Source organism: Micromonospora sp. NPDC047187, assembly GCF_040643355.1.
Lineage (GTDB): Bacteria > Actinomycetota > Actinomycetes > Mycobacteriales > Micromonosporaceae > Micromonospora > Micromonospora salmantinae.
In genome coordinates, this window is sequence record NZ_JBEYUF010000043.1 from 23134 (window position 1) to 29776 (window position 6643).

The following is a 6643-nucleotide window of genomic DNA, read 5'->3' on the forward strand; positions in this document are numbered from 1 at the left end:
GGCCGCGCGCCTCTTGGTGGCGGCCGGCGGCCTCCCCGTTCATACCCCGCGAGCAGGTCGCAGCCGCGCAACCGTGCGGGCGGTCCAGACTTGTGGCTGCTCGAATGCTGCCCCGTGCGGGCAGCGTTCCGGCCGCGGACGACTGCCGACGGGTCTGTGCAGCTCAGCGTCGCCTCTGACGGTTAATGACAAGGTCGGGATGGCGGCCGACGGTAACAACTTTTAGGTCAACTGAACAACCGCCGGATCGTTCTCCCCATCGGCGTCCCCCGCCCACTTGTAGCGATAGGGATGCTCGATTCCAACCGATCAAACGATCCGGCGAAGATGGCCTGCAACGCACAGTGACCATGGACGTCACCGGGAAAGGAGGCGACAGTGGCGGATGGCCGCTGGGCGAACCGGCTCCGGATACGTGCTGCCAGCGTCGCAGGCGCCGCCCTGTTGCTAACTGCCGGGATGACTGCGGCACTAGCCAACTTCGTCACCTGGTACTTCGCGGCCGGTCTGGGCGTGGCGTCCGGTGCCGCGGGCCTCTACGGCGGGGTGTGGTGGCAGCAGCGCACTGACCAGCGCGCCCGTGAGGACGCCTGGCGAGCGGCCACCACTGCGGCGCCTGGCAGCCACCCTTGGCAGGAAGGTGACGATGTCGGCTTGCTGACGATGCTGCTACCGGGCCGGCGGGCCGTGCCCTTCAGCGTGCTGCACGACCCGGCGGCCCGCCAGGTGGTGCGGTGGGCCCTCGCCGACTCACCGGCCCGCGCGTCCGTGCTCTACGTCGACGGAGCACCTGGCGCCGGCAAGAGCCGGCTGCTGGTCGAGGTGGCTGAGCGGCTCGCGCTCCCGTGCGCATGGGCGGTGCCCGGCAGGGGTGCGGCGGCGGTGTCCGCGGCGGCAGCGCTGCGGCGACGAGTGGTGCTCGTGGTCGACGACGCCGACACCTGCGACGACCTTCCCGCGACCCTGGAGGCGTGGGCTGAGGCCGTCGACAGCGACATCCGGTTGGTTGTTGTCAGCAGGGTGAACCACCCGTGGTGGGCCGCCGTGCGCGCCCGCCAGCCGGCCCGAGTGGTGGCGGGACTGCCGTACCGGCCGCAGGTGACGGTACCGGCGATCGTGGGCGACGCGAAGAGCCAGCAGCAAGCGTTCACGCGTGCCCTGCTGTGCTTCTCGGAGGAGTCGGCGTCGGTTCCCTCCGTGACGTTGAAGCCGAGTGACCCGCCTCCGTCGATCACGCTGCTGCACGCCGCTGCCGCGCTCGCCGCGCGAACCGATGTCGGTGGCACGGTCGACACCGCCACCGTAGTGGCCAACATCTTCACCGCCGAGCGGCGGCGTTGGCAGGAGTCCGCCCGGCAGGCGCACCTCCAAGACCTGCCCAGCATCGTCCTTGAGCAGGCGCTGCTGCTCGCCGTGCTGGTCGGTGCCGCCAATGAGGATGCCGCCCGCAGGCTGCTCACCCGGATATGGTCCCCAGCAGGTGGTATCGGCCCCGAGCGGGCGGGCCAGCTGGCCGACTGGCTCCGAGGGCTCTACCCGCAGCAAGTGCCGGACTGGCTGTCTCCGCGGCTACCGGCGGTATTGCTGGAACGCTACGCGGTCAGCGCCGTCGCCCACAGCCCGATGTTCGCCCAGGCGTTGGCCAACGCCACCACCGGGGACGAGGTTCGAACCCAACGCGCCCTGGGCACCCTGGCCAGAGCCGCGGCACACAGCCCAGACGCCATCGTGGCGCTCGGTGCGGTACTCGACCGCGACCCGCCACGAATGATCGCCGCCGCGATCAGGGTCGTTGCCACCGCGGAGCTACCGGTCGACGAGGCGATCGCGTCCTGCCTCGACCGGCACGCGGATCGGTTCAGCCCGACACAGCTGCGGCAGTTGAATGAGGCCATCCCGCAGGATGCGCGGACCAGCCGGTTGGCCCTCTGCGACGTTGCGCTCCTGCGGCGGTACGTCTCGCACCCCGACGTGGACCCGGACGATCTCGACACCCAGGCCGTTCGGCAACGCCTCGCGGCCGCGCTACGCGAGCAGGGCCGGTTCGGCGAAGCCGAGGTGGAGTTGCGCGGGGTCCTCGACGCGCGGTCGCGGCTGCTCGGCTCCGAGCACCCCGACACCCTCGACACCCGCAACCGGTTGGGCGTGGTGCTGGACATGCAGGCGGGTCGTGACGAGGCGGAAGCCCAGCTCCGTGCGGTTCTGGCCGCACGAATGCAACGCCTCGGCCCCGAGCACCGCGACACCCTGAACACCCGGCTGAGCCTGGCAGTCGTACTGAACGGGCAGGGCCGCTACGACCAGGCGGAGGCGGAGTTCCGCGAGCTGCTTGCCGCGCAGACCCGGGTGCTCGGCTTGGAACACGACGACACCCTCACCACCTGCAACAACCTCGCGGTCGTGCTGCGCGAGCAGGGACGCCTCGGTGAGGCCGAGGCCGTCTTCCGCAGGCTGCTGGCGATCCGTACCGGACTGTTTGGTGCGGCACATCCCCAGACCCTGGCCGTTCGCGGCAACCTCGCGGTGGTGTTGGAAAAGCAGGGGAACTACGACGCGGCGGAGGCGGAGTTCCGCGAACTGCTTGCCGAGTGGACGCGATTGTCGGGCGCGGCGCATCCGGACACCGTGAAGGTGCGCAACAGCCTCGCCGTCGTGCTCAGCGTGCAGGGGCGGCACAGCGAGGCGGAGGCGGAACTGCGCGAGGTGCTCGCTGCCCACACCCGGTCGCTCGGCGTCGAGCATCCCAGCACCCTGATCGTTCGCAGCAACCTCGCCATCGCGGTGGACGAGCAGGGACGACACGACGAGGCTGTTGCGGAGTTCCGTGCCGTGCTGGCGATCCGGGCACGGACCCTGGGAGCCGAGCACCGCGAGACGCTGAGTACCCGCCACAGCATTGCGGTGGTGCTGCTCAGGTGGGGCCAATTCAGCGCGGCCGAGGCGGAACTGCGTGACCTGCTGGCCACCCGCACGCGGCTGCTCGGCGCGAACCATCCCGACGCCCTCAGCACCCACAGCGCCCTCGCCAGGGTGCTGGCCGACCAGGGCCGTTACGTGGAGGCGCAGACGGCGTTCCGGCACGTGCACGCCGGCTGGACCCGGGTGCTCGGCCCGGAACACCCCAAGACCCTGGCCGTCCTCAGCTACCTGCGCGCGAGTTCCCAGCCTGAGCGTCGGGACGGCCAGACGCAGAACCGGATCCTAAGGACGACCGAGTCAGGTCCGTAGATCTGTCGACCAGCCTCGATCCTTCATCTCGGGAACTCCTCGCCGAGCTGCCCGGCCATGGCTTCGATGACCCGCCCACTGAGTGGACCACGCTGCGGGTCGATGCTGAGACCAAGCGATCGGGCTCAGCAGCGCGGTCACACTCGTTGTGGCAGCATCACGCGGAGTTGCGCCACTTGCGGCCGTGCCGGCCGATGAGCCGATCGGCGTCGGTCGGGCCCCAGGAGGCGGCCTCGTAGGTGGGGATCGGCGAGTTGTCCTTCTCCCAGTTGTCGATGATCGGGTCGACGATCCGCCAGCACTGCTGCACCTCGTCGCTGCGGATGAACAGCGACGCGTCACCGATCAGCGCGTCCAGGAGCAGACGCTCGTACGCCTCCGGGGACTCCTCGACGAACGTCTGGTCGTAGGAGAACTCCATCGTGGCGGTGCGGACCCGGAAGGAGTGGCCCGGCACTTTGGCACCGAAGCGCAGCGAGATGCCCTCGTTGGGCTGGATCCGCAGGATCAGCGCGTCAGCATCGAGGCCGGTGAGCTGGTCGGTCGGGATCGGCAGGTGCGGCGGCCGCTGGAACTGCAGTGCCACCTCGGTGAGCCGGGCCGGCAGGCGCTTGCCGGTGCGTACGTAGAACGGCACCCCGGCCCAGCGCCAGTTGTCGACGTTGAGCCGCATCGCGGCGTAGGTCTCGGTCCGCGACAGGGGGTCGACGCCGGCCTCCTCGCGGTAGCCGGCCATCAGCTCCTCACGGGTGCCGCCCCGGGTGTACTGTCCCCGGACCGCGGCCTCGGCGATGTCCCGGTCGGTGGGGAGCCGGATCGCCTGCAGCAGCTTCACCTTCTCGTTGCGCAGGCCCTCAGCCTCGAAGGAGGCCGGTGGCTCCATCAATGCCAGCGCGAGAACCTGAAGCACGTGGTTCTGCACGATGTCCCGCATCGCGCCGGCTTCCTCGTAGAAGCCGCCGCGGCTGCCGACGCCGAGGGTCTCGGCGACGGTGATCTGCACGTGGTCGACCCAGGAGCGATCCCAGATGGGCTGGAAGATCGAGTTCGCGAAGCGCAGCGCCAGCACGTTCTGGACGGTGTCCTTGCCCAGGTAGTGATCGATGCGAAAGACCTGGTGTTCGTCGAACGCGCTGTGCACGACGCCGTCGAGCTCGCGGGCCGTGACCAGGTCGCGCCCATACGGCTTCTCGATGACCAGTCGGGAGAAGGAGCCTTCGCGTGGCTGGTTGAGCCCGACACCGGCCAGTCCATTGATCACCGGCTCGAAGGCCCCGGCCGGGGTGGACAGATAGAAGAGCCGGTTGCCGGACGTGCCCCGCTGTGCGTCCAACTCGTCGAGGGTCTCCACGAGCCGCTTGTAGGTCTCCGGGTCGTCGTAGCCGCCGGCCACGTACCGCACGCCGCCCTGGAGTTGGCGCTTGCTGGCGAGGGTGCGTTCGCCCAGGGCGCTCTCGGCGAACTGCTCGTCGGTCATCGACGTACGGGCGACGCCGACCAGCGCGAACTGGTCCGGAAGCCGCTCATGCCGAGCCAGGCTCTCGATTGCGGGCAGCAGCTTCCGTCGGGTCAGGTCACCGGAGGCGCCGAAGATCACCAGCGTGGCCGGCGGGGCACTCCGCTCCTGGATGAGCTGAGATGCGTGGTCCATGGTCTGCGTTCCTCCGGGCACAAGGGGTGTGGGGTTGGGGGATGTCGTGCTGTCATGCCAGGAATTGTGCGGGCTTTGGCGGTATTGGCCGGGGGCCACGCGGCGTGGCCCGTTGGTCGCGGCCCTTGAGCGTCGCATGTCCAGCTGACGGGTAGGCGATTCGGTGCGGTCTGTCGGCGTACGCGGTGGTGGTACGAATGATCGTGGCCAGGTAGCCCGCGGAGGTCAACGGTCTCGCCGACGGCGGCGCCGGGGACCACCAGGGTGCGGCTGCGGCGTGGCGCTGGTCCGGTGGTGGTGGCCCAGCCTGATGTCGGTCCCATGATCGGGCTGTTCGTATCCGCCTGTGACGGGAAGATGATCGGCAGAATGCTCGCGCCGCAGCACCAGGCCGCAGCGGATTCTTGAGGTGCCCAACGCGAGCGGGAGCGGCGTCGGTGGGCGTTGGGGACCTCGTGCTCGCTGCGTCAGCCAGCTCCACCGCAGCGGTGTTGCCTGCGGCTCTCATCTCGGAACTGGGCGTAGCTCATCATCGCTGGTCTGCTGGTCCTCGGATGGCGTCCCGGCGCGCCCGCCGGATCCTCTGGATTCTGCGACTGGCCCGCAGCTCTACGGCGGCAGCGGCAGGTGGGGACCCGACGATTGTCAGGCCCCACCTTCATCGCCGCGTTCGGAGAATTGAGCGACGCTGCCGGCGTCAGCGCCCGGTGGGCACGATGTTTGAGGATTGCCCGTTCTGCTCGTCGCGCTTCAGGCGCTTCGCAGTCTGCTTCTCCTTGATCGTCTTGCCCTTCTTCTTGACGTTCGCCTTGCTCGTCGAGTCCTTGGACATGATCGAACCTCCTAGAGCAGGTCGGTGAACGTGCAGCGTGGTACTCGCCTGATCGCGGCGTGCAGGTGACGGAAGACCCGCGGCGGGCGCGAAGTCCTTCACTGCACGCCGACCCTACGCTGTTCCAGGTCTTGCCGACGTTGGGAAGCGCATCGACGATCGTGGGGCGATAGATCGTGCCGCCCCACCGCTACGGTAGGCGGGCCGCGATGGGTCGTTCTTGTTGACCGTAGGTCCCATGGTGGGGGAATGGGGTGCGGCGGGATTCTGACGGGCTGTCGGCCTGCCCCCGTTTACCCTCCCCGCTGCGGTCGGTAACAAGGGGTTTTGACAAGCAATGACAAGCCTTGACGAGGCTCGACGTGAGGTTCTACTGGGTTCAAATCTCCTCGTTCCCCACGAGGCTGGCCTGGCGAAAACCCCGCGGTCACGATAGCCGATACGTGCAGGAGGAGTCTGGAGGCGTGGAACCGGCGGCTGTAGAAGTCGCAGGTTTCGTGCTGGTAGAGCTTTGTGCGGTAGACGTTCGACGACCAGTGAGTCGTTCGGCTGGGGTGACTGTCTCACTGTTCGGCGGAGCGTATGTGGCTGCGGCGGTCACGACAATTGTCGTACGCCCTCTCACTGGAGAAGCCGTGCAGCAGACACCCGATTCGTCGGAGCCATCCGCTCAGCACCCGCCCGGAGTCGACGCGTCGCCGTCTGCTGGGCGGCCCTCGGTGCAGCCGGTGGTCCCGGGGGCCCAGCTTCGGGCGGGCGTGAGGGTGGGAATCGTCCTGTCAGTGGTAGTCGTTGGTGGGCTCTTCATGTGCTGTGTCGGTGTGGGCGCTCTTGCCGCTGTCGGTTTGATCATCGGCGAGGCGTCACCTTCTCAATCCGCTCCGACCGTCTCTGCCGCCGGACCGACGCCGTCACCAACTACCCGAACACCT

At 68.7% G+C, this 6643-nt stretch carries 3 protein-coding genes; 1 reads left to right on the forward strand and 2 read right to left on the reverse strand.

Annotation, left to right across the window (positions count from 1 at the left end):
- Positions 1-459 precede the first annotated feature (459 nt).
- Complete coding sequence (locus tag ABZ794_RS33160) at positions 460-3228, forward strand: tetratricopeptide repeat protein (protein WP_357519352.1); 2769 nt, start codon at positions 460-462, stop codon at positions 3226-3228.
- Between the two features lie 157 nt (positions 3229-3385).
- Here ABZ794_RS33160 and zwf read toward each other — a convergent pair whose 3' ends face one another.
- Together zwf and ABZ794_RS33170 are read right to left on the reverse strand one after the other, a co-directional pair.
- Positions 3386-4879: a glucose-6-phosphate dehydrogenase gene (gene zwf, locus ABZ794_RS33165; protein WP_210784796.1), complete on the reverse strand. Its 1494-nt coding sequence runs from the start codon at positions 4877-4879 to the stop codon at positions 3386-3388.
- A 697-nt stretch (positions 4880-5576) separates the two neighbouring features.
- A complete protein-coding gene (locus ABZ794_RS33170; protein ID WP_255750547.1) occupies positions 5577-5711 on the reverse strand; it encodes a hypothetical protein in 135 nt (44 codons plus the stop codon).
- Between the last annotated feature and the right edge of the window lie 932 nt (positions 5712-6643).